We start from the raw sequence: 837 nt of genomic DNA, 5'->3' as shown, positions 1-837 counted from the left end.
GGGGTAGTCGTAGCGAAAGCGAATCCTAGTTGGGTGTGTTTAGTGGCATGTCCTGGACCCGAAGCGGGGTGATCTACCCATGGCCAGTGTGAAGCAGCTGTAAGAGGTTGTGGAGGCGCGAACCCACGTAGGTTGAAAACTGCGGGGATGAGTTGTGGGTAGGGGTGAAAGGCCAATCAAACTCCGTGATAGCTGGTTCTCCCCGAAATGCATTTAGGTGCAGCGTTATATGTTTAGCTTGCCGGAGGTAGAGCTACTGGTTGGTTGAGCGGGACTATCATCTTAGCAACATCAGCCAAACTCCGAATGCCGGTGTAAGTGTGTATAGCAGTGAGACTGTGGGGGATAAGCTTCATAGTCGAGAGGGAAACAGCCCAGATCGCCGGTTAAGGCCCCTAAGGGTGTACTAAGTGGAAAAGGATGTGGGATCGCGAAGACAGCCAGGAGGTTGGCTTAGAAGCAGCCATCCTTGAAAGAGTGCGTAATAGCTCACTGGTCGAGTGGTTCTGCGCCGACAATGTAGTGGGGCTCAAGTACACCGCCGAAGCCGCGGCAACACTGTTGTGTTGGGTAGGGGAGCGTCGTGCATGGTGTGAAGCAGTACCGTGAGGAGTTGTGGACTGTGTGCGAGTGAGAATGCAGGCATGAGTAACGAGTGTAAGGTGAGAATCCTTACCGCTGGATGACTAAGGGTTCCTGGGTCAAGTTCGTCTTCCCAGGGTGAGTCGGGTCCTAAGGCGAGGCCGACAGGCGTAGTCGATGGTCAACGGGTTGATATTCCCGTACCCGTGTATGCGCGCCAAGTGATGAAGCGGTGAGACTAACCACCCTGAACAC

General features: G+C 54.2%; 1 rRNA gene. It reads left to right on the top strand.

What is annotated here, in order from left to right:
* A 23S ribosomal RNA gene (locus HMPREF2990_RS02585) occupies positions 1 to 837 on the top strand; the annotation flags it as partial.

Source organism: Corynebacterium sp. HMSC071B10, from assembly GCF_001814825.1.
GTDB lineage: Bacteria > Actinomycetota > Actinomycetes > Mycobacteriales > Mycobacteriaceae > Corynebacterium.
Note: the sequence above shows the minus strand (reverse complement) of the source record. Positions and strands in the feature narration are given on the sequence as shown.